The 20,852-nt window shown below is 38.4% G+C and carries 23 protein-coding genes; 8 read left to right on the top strand and 15 right to left on the bottom strand.

The window, feature by feature from the left end:
- Nucleotides 1-6: 6 nt before the first annotated feature.
- The 5 genes from K1I97_RS07180 to K1I97_RS07160 all read left to right on the top strand — a co-directional run bounded on the left by K1I97_RS07180 (nucleotide 7) and on the right by K1I97_RS07160 (nucleotide 3,125).
- Nucleotides 7-1,122, top strand: coding sequence for a cysteine desulfurase family protein (locus K1I97_RS07180; protein WP_223331984.1), 1,116 nt, complete (start codon nucleotides 7-9; stop codon nucleotides 1,120-1,122).
- Between the two features lie 4 nt (nucleotides 1,123-1,126).
- The gene (locus tag K1I97_RS07175; RefSeq protein ID WP_000863524.1) at nucleotides 1,127-1,474 is read left to right on the top strand and encodes a DUF1831 domain-containing protein; all 348 of its coding nucleotides are present in this window, start codon (nucleotides 1,127-1,129) and stop codon (nucleotides 1,472-1,474) included.
- Nucleotides 1,475-1,480: 6 nt separating this feature from the next.
- Nucleotides 1,481-1,690, top strand: coding sequence for a DUF4649 family protein (locus tag K1I97_RS07170; RefSeq protein ID WP_223331985.1), 210 nt, complete (start codon nucleotides 1,481-1,483; stop codon nucleotides 1,688-1,690).
- Nucleotides 1,691-1,778: 88 nt separating this feature from the next.
- Nucleotides 1,779-2,420, top strand: a complete 642-nt coding sequence (locus tag K1I97_RS07165; protein ID WP_000653419.1) for a redox-sensing transcriptional repressor Rex — start codon at nucleotides 1,779-1,781, stop codon at nucleotides 2,418-2,420.
- A 15-nt stretch (nucleotides 2,421-2,435) separates the two neighbouring features.
- Complete coding sequence (locus K1I97_RS07160; RefSeq protein WP_223331986.1) at nucleotides 2,436-3,125, top strand: gamma-glutamyl-gamma-aminobutyrate hydrolase family protein; 690 nt, start codon at nucleotides 2,436-2,438, stop codon at nucleotides 3,123-3,125.
- On the opposite strand, the gene radC is transcribed toward K1I97_RS07160, so the two are convergent.
- From radC to K1I97_RS07145, 3 genes are all read right to left on the bottom strand, one after another.
- Entirely contained in the window at nucleotides 3,122-3,802 is a 681-nt protein-coding gene (radC, locus tag K1I97_RS07155) for a RadC family protein (protein WP_223331987.1), read from the bottom strand. The two genes, K1I97_RS07160 and radC, sit on opposite strands and share 4 nt — an antisense overlap.
- Before the next feature lie 42 nt (nucleotides 3,803-3,844).
- Nucleotides 3,845-6,136 (bottom strand): DNA helicase PcrA, encoded by a 2,292-nt coding sequence (gene pcrA / locus K1I97_RS07150; protein ID WP_223331988.1) that lies wholly within the window; start codon nucleotides 6,134-6,136, stop codon nucleotides 3,845-3,847.
- A 181-nt stretch (nucleotides 6,137-6,317) separates the two neighbouring features.
- A complete protein-coding gene (locus tag K1I97_RS07145; RefSeq protein WP_223331989.1) occupies nucleotides 6,318-7,988 on the bottom strand; it encodes a formate--tetrahydrofolate ligase in 1,671 nt (556 codons plus the stop codon).
- A 229-nt stretch (nucleotides 7,989-8,217) separates the two neighbouring features.
- Between K1I97_RS07145 and coaB the strand changes: the two genes are divergently transcribed.
- The 3 genes from coaB to K1I97_RS07130 are packed head-to-tail and all read left to right on the top strand — an operon-like array spanning nucleotide 8,218 to nucleotide 10,017.
- Nucleotides 8,218-8,907: a phosphopantothenate--cysteine ligase gene (gene coaB, locus K1I97_RS07140; RefSeq protein WP_223331990.1), complete on the top strand. Its 690-nt coding sequence runs from the start codon at nucleotides 8,218-8,220 to the stop codon at nucleotides 8,905-8,907.
- An 11-nt stretch (nucleotides 8,908-8,918) separates the two neighbouring features.
- On the top strand, nucleotides 8,919-9,470 hold the full coding sequence (gene coaC / locus K1I97_RS07135; RefSeq protein WP_223331991.1) for a phosphopantothenoylcysteine decarboxylase: 552 nt from the start codon (nucleotides 8,919-8,921) through the stop codon (nucleotides 9,468-9,470).
- Nucleotides 9,454-10,017 (top strand): ECF transporter S component, encoded by a 564-nt coding sequence (locus K1I97_RS07130; protein ID WP_223331992.1) that lies wholly within the window; start codon nucleotides 9,454-9,456, stop codon nucleotides 10,015-10,017. The genes coaC and K1I97_RS07130 overlap by 17 nt, the downstream gene beginning before the upstream one ends.
- 197 nt (nucleotides 10,018-10,214) lie before the next feature.
- On the opposite strand, the gene K1I97_RS07125 is transcribed toward K1I97_RS07130, so the two are convergent.
- From K1I97_RS07125 to K1I97_RS07070, 12 genes are all read right to left on the bottom strand, one after another.
- A complete protein-coding gene (locus tag K1I97_RS07125) occupies nucleotides 10,215-10,904 on the bottom strand; it encodes a sugar phosphate nucleotidyltransferase (protein WP_223331993.1) in 690 nt (229 codons plus the stop codon).
- Between the two features lie 11 nt (nucleotides 10,905-10,915).
- Nucleotides 10,916-11,794 carry a DMT family transporter gene (locus K1I97_RS07120; RefSeq protein ID WP_223331994.1) on the bottom strand — a complete coding sequence of 293 codons (879 nt, stop codon included), beginning with the start codon at nucleotides 11,792-11,794 and terminating at the stop codon, nucleotides 10,916-10,918.
- A 1-nt stretch (nucleotide 11,795) separates the two neighbouring features.
- A complete protein-coding gene (locus K1I97_RS07115; RefSeq protein ID WP_223331995.1) occupies nucleotides 11,796-12,653 on the bottom strand; it encodes a phosphotransferase in 858 nt (285 codons plus the stop codon).
- Between the two features lie 16 nt (nucleotides 12,654-12,669).
- Complete coding sequence (locus K1I97_RS07110) at nucleotides 12,670-13,692, bottom strand: ribitol-5-phosphate dehydrogenase (RefSeq protein WP_223331996.1); 1,023 nt, start codon at nucleotides 13,690-13,692, stop codon at nucleotides 12,670-12,672.
- Nucleotides 13,693-13,696: 4 nt separating this feature from the next.
- On the bottom strand, nucleotides 13,697-14,404 hold the full coding sequence (locus K1I97_RS07105) for an IspD/TarI family cytidylyltransferase (RefSeq protein WP_223331997.1): 708 nt from the start codon (nucleotides 14,402-14,404) through the stop codon (nucleotides 13,697-13,699).
- A gap of 559 nt (nucleotides 14,405-14,963) precedes the next feature.
- The gene (locus K1I97_RS07100; RefSeq protein ID WP_223331998.1) at nucleotides 14,964-15,818 is read right to left on the bottom strand and encodes a TPM domain-containing protein; all 855 of its coding nucleotides are present in this window, start codon (nucleotides 15,816-15,818) and stop codon (nucleotides 14,964-14,966) included.
- Nucleotides 15,819-16,590: 772 nt separating this feature from the next.
- Nucleotides 16,591-17,133 carry a DUF3592 domain-containing protein gene (locus tag K1I97_RS07095; RefSeq protein ID WP_223331999.1) on the bottom strand — a complete coding sequence of 181 codons (543 nt, stop codon included), beginning with the start codon at nucleotides 17,131-17,133 and terminating at the stop codon, nucleotides 16,591-16,593.
- A 14-nt stretch (nucleotides 17,134-17,147) separates the two neighbouring features.
- A complete protein-coding gene (locus tag K1I97_RS07090; RefSeq protein WP_223332000.1) occupies nucleotides 17,148-17,663 on the bottom strand; it encodes a hypothetical protein in 516 nt (171 codons plus the stop codon).
- A gap of 13 nt (nucleotides 17,664-17,676) precedes the next feature.
- Entirely contained in the window at nucleotides 17,677-18,492 is an 816-nt protein-coding gene (locus K1I97_RS07085; RefSeq protein ID WP_223332001.1) for a hypothetical protein, read from the bottom strand.
- A 192-nt stretch (nucleotides 18,493-18,684) separates the two neighbouring features.
- Nucleotides 18,685-19,323 (bottom strand): NAD glycohydrolase inhibitor, encoded by a 639-nt coding sequence (locus tag K1I97_RS07080; RefSeq protein WP_223332002.1) that lies wholly within the window; start codon nucleotides 19,321-19,323, stop codon nucleotides 18,685-18,687.
- A complete protein-coding gene (locus K1I97_RS07075) occupies nucleotides 19,324-19,647 on the bottom strand; it encodes a hypothetical protein (RefSeq protein WP_223332003.1) in 324 nt (107 codons plus the stop codon).
- A gap of 465 nt (nucleotides 19,648-20,112) precedes the next feature.
- Nucleotides 20,113-20,844 (bottom strand): PoNe immunity protein domain-containing protein, encoded by a 732-nt coding sequence (locus K1I97_RS07070; RefSeq protein ID WP_223332004.1) that lies wholly within the window; start codon nucleotides 20,842-20,844, stop codon nucleotides 20,113-20,115.
- Nucleotides 20,845-20,852: the final 8 nt, after the last annotated feature.

The raw sequence follows: 20,852 nt of genomic DNA, 5'->3' as shown, positions 1-20,852 counted from the left end.
GATTCTTTGATTTATTTGGACAATGCTGCTACTACTCCTATATCAGCAGTAGCTATTTCAGAAATGACCAAAGTCATGCAAGAAACTCATGGTAATCCTTCTAGTATTCATAGTCATGGTCGCCATGCTGGTAAACTGCTCCGTGAAGCCCGTCAGGACTTAGCCCACTTACTAGGAACCAAACCTCAACATATCTTTTTCACGTCTGGTGGTACAGAAAGTAACAATACAGCTATTATCGGCTATTGTCTCCGCCATCAAGAACGTGGAAAACATATCATCACGACAGCTATTGAACACCATTCTGTACTTGAGACTATTGATTATCTGGTGCAACATTTTGGCTTTGAAGTGACCATCATCCAACCAGTAAATCAAGAAATAACTGCCCAGCAAATTCAAGAAGCCTTACGTGACGATACCATTCTCGTTTCTACCATGTATGCTAGTAATGAAACGGGCAGTCTCTTACCTATCGCCGAGATTGGACGTATTTTAAAAGAGTATCCTGCTGCTTATCATGTAGATGCTGTTCAAGCTATCGGGAAACTCCCTATCCATCCCGAGGAGTTAGGAATTGATTTCCTCAGCGCTTCTGCTCACAAATTCCATGGACCAAAAGGAGTCGGATTTCTTTACGCTTCTTCCGCGGACTTTGATTCCTATCTTCATGGTGGAGACCAAGAACAAAAGAAACGGGCTGGAACAGAAAATCTTGCTGCCATTGTAGGTATGGTCGCTGCTCTCAAAGAAGATTTAAATGACCAAGTTGAGCATTACCAAAAACTAAGCACACTCAAATCTACTTTTTTAGAAGAAATTGCAGGTCTCGACTACTATCTCAATGAAAGTCAACACCAACTCCCTTATGTTGTCAACATTGGCTTTCCTGGTCAAAAAAATGATTTGCTCTTGCTACGGTTAGATCTTGAAGGAATTTCAATTTCTACTGGTTCAGCTTGTACTGCTGGTATTGTGCAAACTAGCCATGTCCTAGAGGCCCTTTATGGAGCCAATTCCCATCGCTTAAAAGAATCTGTTCGTATCAGTCTATCCCCTCTTAATACTGAGGAAGAACTGAAGCAACTGGCACAAACCTTAAAAAATATTATTGGAGATTAATCTAATGGCATTCGAAAAAACCATTAAACTACAAAACTGCCGCTACGACTATACACTTAGCCCAACTGTCAAAAAGTTCACACTGAAAGATAATACTTTCTTTGAAACAAAAGTTGGAAACTTCGAACTGACTCGTCTACTTGAAAAAGTACCCAACAGTGGTGAAGGTTTCAACCTAAAAATCATCATCAATAAAGACCTTACAGGTGCTAAACTCAACATCACTGACAAATCTGGCCTTCGTTTGGTGAATATCTTTAAATCAGAAGATCACCATATTCACCAAGAAAAATTCTACTTCCTCATGGACAGTTTAGTAGAACGCGGTATCTTTACTAAAGAAGAAAGATAATTGACTATGTATCGACTTACCTATCAAGATAACTATCACGTAAAACGTACACTTGAATATAAGGATTACGAAGAACTCATGTTATCCCTATCGGGCTGTGTGACCCTACCGGACACTCTCCTAATCAGCTCCTTAACACTAAATGATAAAGTGATTTATCAAGGATTGGTTGGCGATCTCTACCGATTTCTTTCACAAGCTAATTTTTCAGATTAAGACTAAGAATTTTCTTAGTTTTTTCTTGTTTTTGTTGATTTTTTCACAATGTTTCTATAAAATAGAAGAATAGAAAGGTTGTGATTTTGTGAAAGATAAACAGTCTGCTATTCCAAAAGCAACAGCAAAAAGACTCTCTCTTTACTATCGAATTTTCAAGAGATTTCATGCAGAAAAAATCGAACGTGCCAACTCCAAGCAAATTGCAGAGGCCATTGGTATTGACTCTGCGACTGTCCGCCGTGATTTTTCCTACTTTGGTGAACTTGGACGCCGTGGATTTGGCTATGATGTCAAAAAACTAATGACATTTTTTGCTGACCTCCTAAATGATAACTCCATTACCAATGTTATGTTGGTTGGGATTGGAAATATGGGTCATGCCCTTCTCCACTATCGCTTTCATGAACGTAACAAGATGAAAATTATCATGGCCTTTGACCTAGATGATCATCCAGAAGTTGGCACCCAGACACCTGACGGGATTCCAATCTATGGTATCTCTCAGATTAAGGAAAAGATCAAAGAAGCAGATGTCAAAACTGCTATCCTAACAGTTCCAAGTGTTAAATCACAAGAAGTTGCCAATCTTTTGGTCGATGCAGGTATAAAAGGTATTCTCAGTTTTTCGCCCGTCCACCTTCACCTTCCAAAAGATGTGGTCGTTCAGTATGTTGATTTGACTAGCGAACTCCAAACTCTCCTCTATTTTATGCGGAAAGAGGATTAGAAAGCGAAAGCATTTATGAAAAAACCAGTTATTGGGATTACAGGAAATGAAAAAGCTCATCCAGATGATGACATCATGATGAGCTATGCAGCAAAGGGCTTTGTTGAAGGAGTCAAGGACGCTGGCGGAATTCCAATCATCCTACCGATTGGTGATCAAGAAATGGCAAGCCATTACGTCGCTATGATTGATAAACTCATCCTAACAGGTGGGCAAAATGTTGATCCAAAATTCTATAATGAACCTAAAACCATTGACAGCGATGACTACCATCTTCAAAGAGATCAGTTTGAATTAGCCCTTATCAGAGAAGCCATCAAGCAGAAGAAACCAATTTTCTCTGTTTGTCGGGGTACCCAGCTTTTCAATGTCGCTATGGGCGGTACGCTTCACCAGGATATCGATGATCATTGGCAGGACTGTTCAGCCGAATACACGACCCAACGCCTCGTAACGGAGCCTGATACAATTCTCCGAGAAATCTACGGAGAAATCTCTCATATCAACTCCTTCCACCATCAGAGTATTAAAGATCTAGCTCCTAATCTTAAGGTTGTAGCACATGATCCTAAAGATGGAATAATTGAGGCTGTGACAACTACGGACGGCTTCCCTTATCTTGGTGTTCAATGGCATCCTGAATTTCTCTTTGAAAACCGCCCCAAGGATAAAACGCTATTTGACTATGTTGTTAACGAACTCTAAATCAAATCCGTCTTTTCACGGTAACTAAAGTAATCCGAGTGCGAGACAATCAGATGGTCCAAGAAAACAATTCCCATCAGTTCGCAAGCTTCCTTTACTAGCTTAGTGACATGGTCATCATTTCTACTAGGAGATACGGCACCTGATGGATGGTTATGAACGAGAATCACAGAGGTGGCCATATGCTTCAAAGCATAGTGAAGGATTTCCCTCGGTTCAGCAATACTACGTGTCGCAGAGCCGATAAAAATGGTTTGCTGATGAATGATTTGATTTTGAGTATTGAGATAGAGCGCCACTAGGTGCTCTTGTTTTTTGTCGCCAAGTTCCTGTTGCATTTTCTTGGCCAGTTTTTGACTGCTGAGAATACTTTCCATCTCAAGGGTTTCGTGTTTATGAATACGATGACCCAGTTCAATCACAGCTTGTAATTCAATGGCTTTAATACGTCCAATACCTGAAAGGCTCTGTAATTCCTGCAGAGTCATTTTTTTCAAATCAGTTAAGCTGGTCAGATTGTTCAAGACTTTCTGAGCGATTTCAAAAACATTAGCCTGACGCGTTCCGGTTCTGAGCAGAATGGCTAACAATTCTTGATTGCTCAGGGCTTCTACTCCTTCTTTAACTAGTCTTTCTCTAGGCAAGAGTGAATCTTCTTGGAATGAAATACTGTACATAAAAATCCTCCTCACTTTATTATTCGTGAGAAGGATGGAAAATTAGATTTTTTTCTCAATTGGGGCTACACTGGCTAGGAGTTTTTTTAGCCCTACTTCTGGGAAATTGATTTTTAGTTCCTGAGTAGCGCCACTACCTGAGACTTCAAGGACCGTTCCCTCTCCCCATTTCTTGTGGAGGGCAATATCTCCAATAGACCAGTTGGTATTGCTTGAATCTTTTTTATTTCCAGCCGCAAACTGTCCAAATGGGCGACCACTTGACTGGATAGAGCTTGGTGCGGCATTGCGTTTCCGTTCTTGAAGGGCCTGAGCTAAGCTCATACCTTGACCGAAAGCAATCCCACCACTGCTATAAGAGGCTTTAAAGCTAGTATTCGCTGGACGGGCCAAACCTTGATACTCAAGCAAGTCCGAACTGATTTCATTGATAAAACGAGTCGGACGATTGTAGCTGGTACGACCAAAAAGCAAGCGAGAGTTGGCATTGGTCAGATAGAGGATCTTTTCTGCTCGTGTGATACCGACATAGGCCAAACGGCGTTCCTCTTCTAGCTCATCTGGATCTTCAGCTGCACGGCTAAGGGGAAAGACATTTTCCTCCATCCCAATGATAAAGACAACTGGGAACTCAAGTCCCTTAGCTGCGTGCAAGGTCATCAAGGTCACTTCTGATGTCTCCTGACTGCCTGAATCCGTATCCGCAATCAGGGCAAGGTCATTCAAGAAACGACTGAGTTTGTCCAAACCTGTTTCCTCTTCTTGACTATCAGGATTGTCGTCAAAATTCTTGGTAACAGATAGGAACTCTTCGATATTTTCAACCCGCGCCTTACTTTCCAAGGTTGCCTGAGCATTAAGAATATCGATATAACCTATTTTTTCTAGAACAGCCTCCACCAGCTCGGTGATGGTTAATTGATCCAGTTGCTCCCGCAAATCCAGAATCATATTGGCAAAATCCCAGATAGACTGGGCTGCTTTTCCTTTGATACCAGACAGCATAATATTGGCTGAAGCATCTAGCATAGACATATCTTGCATACTAGCAAAATCACGGATTTTCTCAACCGTTCCTGGGCCGATTCCACGTTTTGGCTCGTTGATAATACGCTCGAAACTGATATTATCACTCAAATTAGCAATAAGATTAAGATAGGCGATAATATCACGGATTTCCTTACGGCTGTAGAACTTTGTTCCGCCGACCATAGTATAAGGAATGTTAGACTTGAGCAGGGCTTCCTCAATGGTACGGGACTGGGCGTTAGTTCGGTAGAGAACTGCAAAATCCTTATGAAGGAAGTTTTGACTACGACCAAGTTCGTCGATGGTTTTGGCTACAAAAACAGCCTCGTCTTGTTCGTCATTTGCACGATAGTAAATAATCTGTTCCCCGTCAGCATTCTGGGTCCAGAGATTCTTTGGGCGGCGATTTTTATTGTTTTTGATGACATCGTTGGCTGCTTGAAGAATGGTTTTGGTTGAACGGTAATTTTCTTCCAACAAAACTACCTTGGCTTGAGGATAATCTTTCTCGAAATCCAAGATATTCTGCATATCAGCCCCACGCCAACCATAGATAGACTGGTCCGCATCTCCAACCACGCAGATATTTTTAAAGCGCGAAGCTAAGAGTTTGACCAGTTGGTATTGGGCATGGTTGGTATCTTGGTACTCATCAACATGGATGTATTGGAACTTCTGCTGATAGTAGGTTAAGACGTCAGGATTCTGATCAAAGAGACGCAGGGTCAACATAATCAAATCATCAAAGTCAACGGACTCAGACTGACGAAGCTCTTTCTGATAGGCTGTATAACACTGGGCTACGATTTGCGTGTACATATCACCAGCTTGGGCAGCATAAGCCACATCATCAATTAGGTCATTCTTAGCATTGGAAATAGTCCCCAAAATAGTTCGTTCATTCCATTTTTTCGGATTCAAGTTCAATTGCTTGAGAATGCGCTTCATGAGGGTTCGCTGTTCACCAGGATCTACAATGGTGAAATTCCGATTGTAGCCAATATGATCCGCATCACGACGCAGAATACGAACACACATGGAGTGAAAGGTCGCAATCAGGCAATCCTGGGTTGCTGGATTGAGCCCATAGGCACGCTCCTTCATCTCACGCGCAGCCTTGTTGGTAAAGGTAATGGCCAAGATATTCCAAGGATTGACCATCTTTTCATCAATCAAGTAGGCGATTCGGTGGGTCAAAACACGAGTCTTCCCAGAACCAGCCCCCGCCATGATTAACAAGGGCCCTTCTGTCGTTTGCACCGCCTCAGCTTGACGGTCATTCATTCCATTCAATAATGCGTTCATTTTCTCTTCCTTACTCTTGAAGTCAATGTTTCTATTATATCAAAAATCAGGGAAAATATCTTTAGCTAGACTGATTGCGTCTAGGAGGCAAAGCTTTCATCAGCTGAAGACAACTAGTTATATCTAGACATGAAAAAGAGCTTGGATAGCATTTCCAAACTCTTTTAATATCATCTAAATTTTAGAACAATCCTAGAACAGTTCCGTCGCTTTCAACGTCCATATTGAGAGCAGCTGGTCGTTTTGGAAGTCCTGGCATGGTCATGACATCACCAGTTAAGGCAACGATGAAGCCCGCCCCCAATTTTGGTACCAATTCACGAATGGTAATTTCAAAGTTTTCTGGGGCTCCAAGTGCATTTGGATTGTCTGAGAAACTATATTGAGTTTTAGCCATACAGATTGGCAATTTGTCCCAACCATTCTGAACGATTTGTGCGATTTGCGTTTGGGCTTTCTTTTCAAAGTTCACTTTGCTACCACGGTAGATCTCTGTAACAATCTTTTCAATCTTTTCTTGGACAGAAAGGTCGTTGTCATAAAGACGTGTGTAGTTAGCTGGATTTTCTGCGATAGTCTTAACAACCGTTTCAGCAAGAGCTACTCCACCTTCCGCGCCATCAGCCCAGACACTTGCTAGTTCAACTGGCACATCAATTGAAGCACAGAGTTCTTTCAAGGCTGCGATTTCAGCTTCTGTATCAGAGACAAATTCGTTAATCGCGACAACTGCAGGAATACCAAACTTACGGATGTTTTCAACATGGCGTCTCAAGTTAGCAAAACCTGCGCGAACTGCTTCTACGTTTTCTTCTGTCAGAGCATCTTTAGCAACGCCACCATTCATCTTAAGGGCACGAAGGGTTGCAACGATGACTACCGCATCTGGAGAAGTTGGCAAGTTTGGTGTCTTAATATCAAGGAATTTCTCAGCACCAAGGTCCGCACCAAAACCAGCTTCAGTAACTGTGTAATCAGCCAAACGAAGGGCTGTGCTTGTTGCCAAGACAGAGTTACATCCGTGAGCGATATTGGCAAATGGACCACCGTGTACAAAGGCAGGTGTACCGTAAATTGTCTGAACGAGATTAGGCTTAATAGCATCCTTCAAGATCAAAGCCAAAGCACCCTCAACCTGCAAATCACCTACAGAAACAGGTGTACGATCATAGCGATATCCGATAACGATATTAGCCAGACGACGTTTCAAGTCCTCGATGTCCGTCGCCAAGCAAAGAATGGCCATAATTTCAGAAGCAACGGTAATATCGAAACCATCCTCACGTGGAATACCATTTAGAGGACCACCAAGTCCAACGGTCACATGACGAAGAGCTCGGTCGTTCAAGTCCACAACACGTTTCCAGAGGATACGACGTTGGTCAATTTCCAGCTCATTTCCTTGGTGCAAGTGGTTGTCAATCAAAGCAGAAAGAGCATTGTTGGCAGTTGTAATGGCATGCATATCTCCAGTAAAGTGGAGGTTGATATCTTCCATTGGTAGAACTTGAGCATAACCACCACCGGCTGCACCACCTTTGATTCCCATTACTGGACCAAGAGATGGTTCGCGGATAGCAATCATGGTTTTCTTACCAATCTTATTCAAGGCATCCGCAAGACCAATGGTAATAGTTGATTTCCCTTCACCTGCAGGTGTTGGGTTGATGGCAGTCACCAAGATCAATTTGCCAATTGGATTGTTCTCAACTGCACGAATTTTATCAAAACTGAGCTTAGCCTTGTACTTTCCGTACAACTCCAAATCATCGTAAGAAATACCAAGTTTCTCTACAACATCCACGATTGGCTTTAACTCAATACTCTGTGCGATTTCAATATCTGTTTTCATTCAAAACTCCTCTAACCTCTTATATGATAATTCATTATAACACAAAATAAGATTTTTAACACCCATTAAGCTTGCTAATGTTCGTAAATATTGCAATTTTTTGAGGTTTTTAGAGCCTTTTCTTAAATTTTATATGGCTTTATAGTTTGAAACTATAATAAATCTCCGTTTTCCCAAGAATTTATCGCTTTCATTTTACTTACCGTTTATTTTTGTGTACAATAGTTCTATGAAAATTTTAGTTACATCGGGCGGTACGAGTGAAGCTATCGATAGCGTCCGCTCTATCACTAACCATTCAACTGGTCGCTTGGGAAAAATCATCACAGAAACCTTGCTTGCTGCGGGACATGAAGTTTGTTTGATAACGACAAACCGAGCTGTGAAGCCAGAAACTCATCCCAACCTAAGCATTCGAGAAATTGACAATACCAACGACCTTCTTGTTGTGATGCAAGAACTTGTTAAGAAATATCAGGTCTTAATCCACTCAATGGCTGTATCAGACTATACTCCTGTTTATATGACGGGGCTTGAGGAAGTTCAGGCTAGCTCCAATCTAGAAGAATTCTTAAACAAGCAGAATCATCAAGCTAAGATTTCTTCAACTGATGAGGTTCAGGTTTTATTTCTGAAAAAAACACCCAAAATCATCTCTCTAGTCAAGGAATGGAATCCAGCTATTCATCTGATTGGTTTTAAACTGCTGGTTGATGTCTCTGAAGATTATCTCATAGAAATTGCTAGACAGAGTCTTATCAAGAACCAAGCAGACTTGATCATTGCAAATGACCTCACTCAAATTTCAGCAAATCAGCATCATGCAATCTTTGTTAAGAAAGAGCAACTCCAAACCGTTCAAACCAAAGAGGAAATAGCAAACCTCCTCCTTGAAAAAATTCAAGCATATGATTCATAGAAAGGAAAGCCATGGCAAATATTCTCATTGCAGTGACAGGTTCCATTGCCTCCTATAAATCAGCTGACCTGGTCAGTTCCTTGAAGAAACAGGGCCATGATGTCACTGTAATAATGACTCATGCTGCTACAAAGTTTATCCAACCGTTGACACTACAAGTCCTCTCACAGAATCCTGTCCATCTTGATGTCATGAAGGAGCCCTATCCTGATCAAGTCAATCATATTGAACTAGGCAAAAAAGCTGATCTTTTTGTCGTTGTCCCTGCTACTGCTAATACCATCGCCAAACTAGCACACGGATTTGCTAACAACATGGTGACAAGTACAGCACTTGCCTTGCCAGACTACGTCAAAAAGTTGGTCGCACCAGCCATGAATACAAAAATGTATGACCATCCGGCAACTCAAGCTAATCTAAAAACATTAGAGACCTATGATTATCAGATAATTTCTCCCAAGGAATCTCTACTAGCCTGTGGCGATCACGGCAAAGGCGCCCTAGCTGATCTGAATACTATTTTAGAAAGAATAAAGGAAACCCTCGATGAACAAACGCTCTAATATTGCACCGATTGCTATCTTTTTTGCAGTTATGCTCGTTATCCACTTTTTGAGTTCTCTTCTATTTAACCTTTTCCCATTCCCGATTAAACCAACTATCGTTCATATTCCAGTAATCATTGCTAGTATCATCTATGGTCCTCGAGTTGGAGTTACACTTGGTTTTCTTATGGGGCTATTGAGCTTAACGGTTAACACGGTTACCATCCTTCCAACCAGCTACCTCTTCTCACCATTCGTACCGAACGGAAACATCTATTCTGCGATTATCGCTATTGTCCCTCGCGTTTTGATTGGTCTGACGCCTTACTTGGTTTATAAATTATTAAAAAACAGAACGGGTCTCATCTTTGCTGGTGCTCTCGGTTCCCTTACTAATACCGTCTTTGTCCTTGGGGGAATCTTCTTCCTTTTTGGAAATGTTTTTGATGGAAATATCCAAAAACTCCTGGCAACAGTTATTTCTACAAACTCAATTGCCGAGCTTGTCATTTCTGCCATTCTAACAGTAGCAATTGTCCCACGTCTCGAAAATTTAAAGAAATAACTCCACTTTAAATTTTACTGACCATAAAAAATCGACAAATAATTTATTCAATGGATTTAGTTTAATATTAAACGAAGCTAAATCCTTTTTATTTGACCTTAATTTATTCATTATTGTAGCAATAATTATAGTATTTAAACCTTCTAAGAATCTAAGAGTAAAAAAAGAAGGCTATAAACCTTCCTATTTTTGTCGTATTAGTTAATAGAAGAGAGAATTTCTTCTAATTTTTGGTAATCCTTTACACTATCAATTTCGTAGATACTGTTTTCTTCTAGTTCTTCGACATACACATCTAATTCTTTGATATTATCTTTAACCATGTTGTCCCAATAGAGATCAACAAATTCACCACTTGCGTATGCTTTGTCAATAAAACCAACAATCTTTTCAGCAGTTGGAGCATCCCAGAATGAAACCCCACTCAAAATACGGCCAGCCTTGCTGTCAACGATGATGTCTTGAACTTTATAGTCATCACCATAAACCAAGAACCATTCATTTTCACAGTCTTCACGATAAACACTGAAATAGGTTGAACGTTTAAGATCGTTTCTAAACATATTTTTAAAAAGATAATTATCTGCATCAATGACATAGCTATTTGCCAAGTCTTCTTTTACGAGGTAAAGTGAGTAAAAGTTGTTGTAATCAGCATACTTGTCGTTAAAAACTAAACGGACTCCATATTTTTCTTTTAGGTAGTCAAATTGTTCTTTGAGGTAACCAACAACGATGATAATCTCATCAATTCCTCTCTCTTTCAGAAACTCGATTTGGTATTCTACCAAGGGTTTTTGATTAACCTTGACCAAAGCTTTTGGGGTATTTTCAGTCATAGGGCGCAGGCGAGTTCCTAAGCCCGCTGCTAAAATAATCGCTTTCACACGAATCTCCTTTATTCTTTAATAATAATATAAACACCAGCCATAACAATAAGTGAAGTGATGATTGTCAGCATATCTAGCGGTGCACCCAAGAAAATAACTGCAAATAAGACAGTCCAAACTACATAGCTCACATTCAAACCTGTCGCTTTCGCAGGTTGTAAGCGATTAATTGCGATATAATAAGCTAAGTAGGAAATCATATCAAAGGCCGCAAAGATAAGCAATAGACCAAACAATTGTCCATCTGCCACTTCTGCAAATGAATGATGAGAAAAGAGCACAATAACAAGATAGGACAAGAATGAAGTTACTTGGCGGATTAGTAAGGCTTCAATTTCACTTAATTCACTTTCCATAGCATAGGAGCTGAGAACACTTTCACTCCCCCAGGCAATGGCACAGACAAGGGCACAAAGAATTCCGATATAAAAAGAATTGACCTGCTCAACTTTGTAAGTCTGGGCAATAATACCAGCGATAATCAACAGAATACCAAACACAGTATTCTTAGATACCTTGTGTTTCAAAATGAAGAAGGCGAGCAAAACTGAAATTGCTGGATAGATAGCTGATACTGAAGAGGCTAGAGAACTACCGATATACTTAACCGCATAAAGATTGGCCTGCATACCAATAGGTCCAGCTAGCAAGGCTCCGATAATAACACTGACATTTCGAATATTTAAGAAAATAGAGAGTCGAACTTTCCCTTCTTTTACCAAAAGAAAAGCTAACAAGATAAAGATACTCAAGAAATCATGAGCGGCAGCCACCACAAAAGGCGAAAGATTGGTAAAAACTGAAAAGATATAAGAACTAATTGTCAGACCTAGCCCCCAGAAGATACCAGAGAGCAGACCAAAAGAAACACCATTTTTATTCTTCATCCTAACCTCCATAATAAGTCAGACCTTCGACAGCTCTTTGGTAACGATTGACACCATAATCTCCAAAATCAGCCCCTTGAGCTTCTTTATACACTGTCCACAAACTCCAGATGGTATCTTGTAAGATTTTATAGATTCGAATCTTCTCGCGAGATACTGGAGTTTTGTTACTCTCATAGTAGGAAAGGAAGTTTTCTTCCTCTTGCTTTGTAAATTCAGACTCCAAAAAGAGAGCTGCCAAATCCCACATCGGGTCATTCATAGAAGAGTATTCCCAGTCAATCAAATACATGCGTCCTTGTGGTGATTCGATGAAATTTTCTGGTACCAAATCAATATGACAAGACTTTTTGTCAATACCTAAGTCAGCCAATCTTTTCTCTAGTGAAAATACTTCTTTTCTCACAGCTTCATAGTTGGCGTAAGGGATATTTCCCTCAATCAAGGATTCATATTTTCTGATTTCCTCAAATGGAGCAAACTCTCCTCTTAGCTCTTTTCCTGAAGCATGAATAGTTTGTAAAATTGGTGCAATCTTTTTAAACTTGGACTTGATTGATGTTGAATCAAGAGTTACTGCTGATTCGATGTACTCATTGACCTTAATTCCTGACTCTATATCAAAGAGATAATTCTTGACATCAAGATTCAAGTCTTTCAACAATTCAAGATTGTATTTTTCATCTTGACGATTGATGAGCTTTTCAGTTCCTTTTCCGAAGAACTTAACAATATAGGGTTTGAAGGTTGTTTTAACTAAATAATTCTGATTGGTCATACCGCCTAGCTGTTCAACACTAAGGACTTCCTCTTCATCAGATAGCAAAGAAGAAATTTTTTCTCTAATGAGTTTCTCCACAATTAGCCTCCATCTCCTACACTTCCCACTTAAATACTGTTTTAAAAGCAGTATTTAGGTCGGTGGCAAAAACACGGTGAATGTCCTTGATTTCTCTCACTGGTTCTTCGATATAAAGAATATTTTTCAAACGATTCGCAAACTTCTTGACTTCCATCATCTGGATGGCCTTCTCAAAATCAATGCGTCCTGAGCGAGATGAACCAACCAAGAGCAAGCCTTTTTCTAAGGCATCTCGTGTATTGATATTGACCTTGTATTCACTGACTCCCATCATGAGAATCGTTCCCTGAGGGCAAATATAACGGATCAAGTCATTGATGGCTGGGCCTGTACCATCACCACCGCAACATTCAAACCCATGATCAAAGGTCAAATCCTCTGGGATATTGTCCGTGATGTAACACTCTTTTGCAAAAGAGAAGAGCTCCAGTTTTTCCCAATGGCGACCAATCACGATAATCTCTGCTTCTGGCAAGGTATAATTGATAATATTTGCAACCACAAAGGCCAGACTGCCATCTCCGATAACTGCGATGCGCTCTCGCTTGCTATGAGCGAGATTCAAGAAACGATCCATGGCATGCATACCGACACTCACAAACTCGGTAATGGCAGCAACTGTATCTTCGATATCATTATAAGAAACGACTCGGTCTTTTGGAAGAGAGACAAATTCTCGCATAAAGCCATCATAACCACTAGATAGGAAGTAGGTCCCTGTCATGTAGTTCTCGTAGAATTCCTTGTCACTCTGCATAGGCGGTTGATTGGGAATCATAACTACCTTTTGACCGACTTCATAAGTACCAGTTGGATCTGAAATAACAGTTCCACAAGACTCGTGAATCATCGCCATAGGAAGCTTTTTAGCCAATATCTTTGGATCGCGTTTCCCTTGATAGTAACGTTGATCTGCATGACAAACCGCCATATAATTTGGACGAATAAGGATATGATTCTCCTGATCGATGTCCTCTTCTTGGTATTTTACATTGATAAACTTTGGTTTAGTCAGTTGATAAATTTGATTAATCATAGCCTTAGTCTTTCTCAATCATGCTTTTTGCAATTTTCAAATCTGTCACAGTTGTGATTTTAAGGTTTGAATATTCCCCTTTTGCTAAGGCAACGTCCTTCCCTTTGATGACAAAAATCTTACATGCATCGGTCAGAATTTCCTTTTCTTGATCTGATAGGGAACTATACAAATCCATGAAATCCTTGCAACGGAAAGTCTGAGGTGTTTGACCTTGATAGAGGTGAGCACGATTTGGAATATCCGTGATAAACTGACCATTGGTACTTTCGACAATGGTATCAACCGCTTCTACTACTGTGTCAACTGCATCATGATCTTGAGCGAGCTTGATATTGTCCTGAATCATGCGGAGCGTGATAAATGGACGAACAGAGTCATGCGTAATCACGATATCATCTGGAGTAATTGGACGGTAGGCATCAATGGCTTCAATAATCTTCTCAATACTGCTATTACGATCAGCACCACCTTTGGTAATGATGATTCTATCCTTGTGAAGAGAAAGATACTTGTCAACCAAGTCCTCAGCGTGTGAAACCCAATCTCCATGAACTCCAACTACAATTTTTTCAATGCTTGGCTCCAAGACAAATTTTTCAATTGTGTGGATCAAAATAGGACGATCACCCAACTCCAAGAATTGTTTTGGTAAATTACTGATTCCCATGCGTGTGCCAGTTCCTCCGGCTAGGATTCCTGCATAGATCATATATATTCTCCTTTAGTTTGTTCTAAAAAACTCATTCTCATCTATTATATCACAATCTAAGCCTATCATGAAAAAAAGACTGATAGTGATTTCGTTAAATTGACTCAGTGAATTTCACATTCAAATTAGATAATCTGAATAATCCTACTATGTGACTTGTAAATCAAGCTTTCTTTGAATAATTATTTATCCATTTTTGATGAAAGCGAATTTTTGAAGTCGTTTTCTGTATTCCTTTAGAGATGCGTTAGACAAGACAGTTAAATTCTTTTCCATTAGATAGAATTCTTGTGCACCCTCAAAACAAGCTTTCGATTTCGACTGACTCTCTCATCTCCATAAAATGTTCAAACTTAAGAATAGCAAGCAAAAACTCTATTAAGCCCTTGTAAGAACTGGATAATAAAACACCCCATAAGTTAGGCAAAAAAATCTAACTTCTAGGGCAAAATTCTCTAATTAAATGCTTTTTTATTCAATTATATCTTATATTCCATCTCGTTTTACAATAATCAAGTTAATTCATCTAGGTAGATAAATCGCTATGAACTATGCTAAATTACCAATCACTTGATGATCCACCACCATCAAAACCACCGCCAGACCAATCATCACTTGACCAAGACGATGAGGAATCACTGCTATTTTCCTCAGGATACTTATCTCTATTTTTGCTACGGAAGTCTCTTAATGCTTTTTTCGACCATGAACCATCATTAATAAAGGCAGCATCATAGGGGAATAATTTATCATTACCTTTATACGATTTATTAGATTTTCGTTTTCTTTCCGAAACAGTACCATTCTTAAAAAGATTAATCAAATAAGAAATTATAAAATATCCGCCACATAACAAAATAATTCCTATTGGCGTATCCCATAATACTTTTGCGATTTCAAGTAAATAATTTCTCTCCACCACAGGTGCGCCAGCTAATTTATATTCTTGATTGGAAATATTTTGTATTATATCAATAACAGCTCCGTCATAATCTTTGGCTCGCATCTTATCACGAGAGGCATCTAATATTTTCTTAGCCTTTGTATCAGTCAATGTAATGGATAGGTTATTAGAGGTTTCAATACGGAACTTTCTGTCTTTTATAGCAATCAGTAATAAAGCCCCCTTATTGGAATCCGAGTAACCGATTTTCCAAGATCTGGCTATAGTATTTGACAATTCTTCTAAAGATTCACCATTTAGACTCTCAACAATATAAATGCCAATTTGAACTTCCGATTTACTATTTAGTTCCTGTAATTTATCCGAAACAACCCCTGATAAATAATGATTTGGATCATAAATACCATTAGAAGGTCTATCTGGTACCACTAGATCTGCTTGAGCTGGTCCAATAAAAAATAACAGGATTGTCAAAAAAGATATTAGGATTAAAGTTATTTTTTTCATCATGAAAGTAGAACCTTCCTTCTGTTGAAAATTTACAATTTCAATAAGAATATGAATAAACGATATTCTTTTTTTAAATAGAATTACTTCGATAAAGTCATCTTTCTATCAATCCATTGTAAAAGGTAGTTTCATTATAAGCTATTTATCTCACTTAATCAACGTAAAAATATAGGAAAACTTGTACTAAATTTTTATTAACAATATCGTAGCTCAGCACTAAATGTTACTTTCAAATTTGAACAATAAAATCATATTTCCATAGTCTTCATACTAGAATTGAAGTACGAAATCAGATTGTCTACAGGTGTAATAATCCTTCTACCATGCGAAATTTTGCTGATTCATGATATAGTTCTACGGATTGAATTGTAGCTTATTGACTAACTTTTGAGCTAATTGATTCGACTTAGAGGTATCTTGTCCACTCTTCCAAGGAACTGACATGAGAGTGACTCTAAGATAGTCCAGATTCCCTCGATAAGTCCGCCCATCAACTTTATACTCAATAATAGGAGGTCCTGCTGGTTGTGAATACTTGTATCCTACTACAACCCCCTCAACACATGCAGTAGATAAATTTTAAATTCTTAGTTCTCTTTTGTAAAAATAACGGAAAAAGAAAAATACAAGTGAACAGGGCAATAAACTTTAAAATAGCAACAAAAAATAAAGTTTTAAATCCGTCACACAGTCCCCCTACTTCATCTGAATATCAGATATACTTAGGTTCATTTCTTCTGCTACAACTATACAAACTTTTGGCATCTATACCTCATCTCCCTAACAAATAAGCAAGCACTACAACGGCGTAGGCCATGGTTAACAATATAGCACTTCCAATCCCCAACCATTTATAAAGCTTGTTGATCCCACAGTATCGTTCCACATAAGCCCTGTTTGGTCTTTCAGGGTCATACCATACCGTCATCTTCGAATAGACAGGAAAATGCGTTCGCATTAAGTTATTAAACGATATAAAAGAATTACGATAAAAGGTTAGAGAATTTGCCAACATATCCTCTCTTGTAAAGTTATCAGATGTACTTATAGGACCCCATGGAAGCGAAATCGTTTTGATTATAAAATACCGTAATGGCTTGCTATAAGTAGTTCCATTAACCGTATATTCAACAATCGGAGGATTCCCAGCCTGAAAATTACTATAGCCTACAACCGTTCCCTTAACAGACGATTTGTCAAGACGTACCATCTTTTTATCCCGAAAATAAAGGTAGAGATATGTACCAGATAAAAAGATCAAGGATAAAAGAATAACGATGGTAGCAAATAAAAATAAAATAGTTTCTGTTGTCATATTCAACTCCTATCTTATTCTACGCTCTTCACATCGGACATTGAAAGTGTCATCTTAGATGGATCTGACATCGAATCAACAATCTCCAGTTGCTCTGAATTAAGTGGTAACAAAATTAATGTAGTTGTGTAAGAAGGTAACTTACCACTATCCTTGATAATATAGCTAATCTTTTGATTATCAAAAATGGTCTTGCCATCGTAGGACCAGCTCAGTGAAAACTCCAAATCTTTTTTGATGTCTACATCAGTTTTATTGACGAGCATTAGTGCTGCCCTACCATCTGAGACGGCTCCTGTAAAGTAGATAGCCATATTTCCCTTACTTCCAATTTCTGGATGTTCTTTGGTCAATTTTTTACCAAGTTCAATTAAATCTGACGTTTGGCCTTCATATTGAGGTGCTACTACAAATTTCAACTCTTTCTTTATAGCTGCCTCGCGTGTACTTTTCTCTGCTCTCCCTGCTTCCTTTCCATTAGAGCAAGCTCCAAGAATCAACAGCAAGATGATGACAACTAGTTTCTCCATTTTTCTCCTTTTATTAAAAATCAAATAAACCTTTATCTCTTTTTAGATTTTTTACATGTTCCTTGTACATTTTTGACTTTTTCCCATACCATTCTTCGATGGTATATCCATACTCTTCACGGTATTTCTCTTGGTTTTTATTGACTGCATTCAAGTTCTCTAGAGTTACTACATTGGACTTGAAAAATGATACCAAAAATAGTCCTAGTAAAATAGGTGCAATAGGTAATAAAGCAAGCAAGAGATACGCTAGGAAATGATTGAGTCCGTTGGTGAAGAGATTGATTCCATACATCAACAACCATAAGAATAAAATCACATTCAAAAAATTTTTATAATATTCTGAGGAGAAATAATCCTTTCTAGCGCGTTGCTTTGTAACAAGGATATAGATAAGGTAAATCAGTGATAAGACAAACCCAATCCAGTAAACGATACGAACTGCTACTAGAGGGATTAAATACAAGATGGCTACAAACCAACTATAATATGTAATTACGAGCAAAAACAATTGAAAAATCTGAGTCATTAAATAGGCTTTAATGCGATTTCTTTTCGTAATGATATAACAACAAATAAAATAACACCAACAAAACAAGAATAGAAAACCAAAGAAACTATCTGGGGGAATGAAACCTTTTTCAACTGATGTCAATTGCGTAACTAGTTCATGTCCAGCTTCACTAGCCATTCGAAATAGGTTTATCGGTAAAGATGTCCCAAACATAATCATCAATGAAAAAAAAGGCGCTACAAAAATTATCTTTACTAAGTTTAATCTTCGAGTTGAATCGAGTGCATCATTAATATCTTTTTGTATCTTATCCATTTATTTCTCCTATTACCCAAACAGGGATGAGGCTGCCTTCAGACCACCATTGAAAAAATCAGAAACATTCTTGCCGACACTCTTGACAGTCTCCACTCCCTAGTGGATTCCTTTCAAATCTATTTTACGTGTTTCTCATACCATTCCGGATACTCTTGATAATTGTTGAGCGGAGTCTCTTCTTTTTTTAATCTATCTCAATAACTCTAGATGGTCATCTGAAACACCCATCGCATCGATACTTGTAACGTCTAGTTCAATTTTCTCAACTGTTTTAATGGTTTTTACTATCTTTGGTGGATTGTAGTATTTTTCCTTAAATTCCTTAAGAATCTTCTCCACCTTTTCTTCGTCACACTGTCTGTATAAAGGATCACGGTCTAATGCATTACATAGCCCTTGATATAACCAATCTTTCTTCTGTTCATCTGATAGATTAGAAATACTCTCTATAATATTTCTTACTAACTCATCAGTCTTAATAACAAAGGGAAGGCTAATATATCTTTGCAAACGCCTATTTTGAATGAAAATATAATCAGTCACCTTATCTAATTTGACTAGGTCAACTGATAAGCTAAAATCTTTCAAGATTTCAAAGGTTCTGCGCGCTATATCCTTATCACCTTCCACATACAAAGGGTATAAGCAATATTCCATTAATACTCCAATATCTGTACTATCCACTTCATAAGAATCTCGTTGCCGAAAACGATACTTAGCTTCTGTTCCTAGAAATGCTTCTGCTTCTTTCCCTTCCTTCATCACCTCTAGATAATGTTTGACAAAATATTTATAATTCTCTTTATTTTTCAATTTATATGTCTGCATTTATTTACTCCATTGATTTATTCTAAAAATCCCCTCAACTTGAACAATTTCATTAGTGCCAGGCTTATAGACACGTGGATTCTTGATTTCATAATAGCCTTGACGTTCAATCGCAGATAGAAAATCATCGTAAGAATGCCCCGTTGTGTCAATCGTTGGCATAAGTAGTTCGCTCTCAGACATATTAATGTCAGAACCAGCCCAGGTTTTGGCACCTGGAATATTTAAAGATGAAGAACCCGGCGTATCACCATTTGGAAATTGTATCCAGCCTTTTTTATCCATATTCTTGACAAGTTCTGGACTGTACTCATATTGAAACATACCTGAATCTCATATGTATCATTACGAACTCCTTTTACTGTCGCAATCTCTGAACCTGATTTCAGAACCCCATTTTTATCATACAAGAGGACAGAATCTTCTACAATACTTGTTGTGAAGTTTCCTTGGCCAATCCCATCTTTAGTTACACGCCCTACAGAAGAACCTTTAATATTTTCTTCATCATTCCCTCGACTTTCTATAGGCTATTATAGCATAAGAAAGGAAGGTTAGGACAAAAACTGGAAACTTTTGGAGAATAGCAAGGTGGAGAGAGGAGGTGTAAAAAAGAGTCTGGGACAAAAGTCTAACCTTAAATATAAAAAGCGAACAAAACGAGTTATCTGACACTCAGAATTCTGTCTTGTTCGCTTTTTTGTCTAATCTATTGATTTTAAAAATTTATAATAAGGAATTCCTAAAAAATCTTTTTGTTCCAGACTCTTGCAAAACTATTAGTGTACACTAGTCTTTCGCTCCTTCAGCAACCAAATCATAAGGAAAATACTGGACACCTTCCAATTCCTTGTAATCCAAGCCCTTGAGTTTGCAGAGAGCGCCAGATTCAAAGGACCAGTAACCATAATAATTATCAATATTCGCTTTATGCAAGTCATACCAACCAGTATCCCGATGTCCAGGATACCATTTCTTAGTTACATATTCTTGCAGCAGTTTGAGGGCCTGTTCAGAATTCTCTTCTTCAATAATTTTCCTAGTAAAGCCATAGGGTCTTGGAAAATTATAGTTTATCCGAATTTTCCAATCTGGTTGACGTGATTGAATCAAGTAATCAATCAAATAATCCTCTGGATCATCTTTCTTGACCAAATCCACCAACTTATCAAAAATCTCTTCATCAACCTCTAACAAGATACCTATAGAAAGCGCCCGAACCATTTGAAGATAGCCAGAATTGCTATGCCAAACTGGAAACAAGCTATCAACAAATTTAAGGTATTCCTCCTTAAACTTTTCAATAGAATATCCTGCTGTATAGGTAGCTAGCATTTTCTTTTCTTGATAAATAGATATATCTTCTTGAGTTAGTTTAATTACTTCGTCAGTTGGACGTTTATAAGGATTAATTCCTAGTTTAAGCTGGTTTAATTCTTGTAGCCATTCGTTAATCATCATTTCATTAAATTTAATTAATTCATTGATTTTTTCTTCTATAAATATATTATCTCTTTTCACCACTTATC

It is taken from the genome of Streptococcus oralis (assembly GCF_019929345.1).
Lineage (GTDB): Bacteria > Bacillota > Bacilli > Lactobacillales > Streptococcaceae > Streptococcus.
This window is presented reverse-complemented; position numbering and strand designations above follow the sequence as displayed.